1 protein-coding gene is annotated in these 527 nt (G+C 47.6%); it reads right to left on the bottom strand.

Annotation, left to right across the window (positions count from 1 at the left end; all coding sequences use genetic code 11):
- Positions 1-108: 108 nt before the first annotated feature.
- Entirely contained in the window at positions 109-342 is a 234-nt protein-coding gene (locus JCM2765_RS17370; RefSeq protein ID WP_156301855.1) for a hypothetical protein, read from the bottom strand.
- Between the last annotated feature and the right edge of the window lie 185 nt (positions 343-527).

Here is a 527-nt window from a genome sequence, read left to right on the forward strand (position 1 = left end):
TTTATCATGAAGGGCTAAACTGTCGTACGCTGACAATCGCGAACATCTCAGTAAACATTAAACGATAACGTTACAGCATTGTGTCACAGTCCGCTCGAGCGCATTAAGTCAACGTTCAGAATAGATCGACGTCTTGTCCGTCACGATGACGAGACATCGATTGTTGATCAGCTTTAGCGTTTGTCGACTCAACGTCAGTCGTTGTGATACTGTTGCAAGTCGTTCAGTTAAGCGTTTGAGATGCGCTGCAATGGTACCGAATTGCGCAATGTGAGATGTAGGTAAGCGACTAGGTGTATGCTGTGTCGCGATAATTGTCGGTTGTTGACGAACTTCCAACAACCGACAATTATCGGGGACGAATTGAAGACTCGCACGTTTTTTGGCGAGGCTTCAATTCGAGGCCTGAGACCGCCCTTCGGCTCAGGCCGGCCCCACAGCAGGAACCTAGTCGCTTACCGGAATCGACAGTTCACGCAAATCAAATTTCACAAACTGAACAGAAGAATGCTTACGCTGGACACAAA

Origin of the sequence: Secundilactobacillus similis DSM 23365 = JCM 2765 (assembly GCF_001311075.1) — a bacterium.
Taxonomy (GTDB): domain Bacteria; phylum Bacillota; class Bacilli; order Lactobacillales; family Lactobacillaceae; genus Secundilactobacillus; species Secundilactobacillus similis.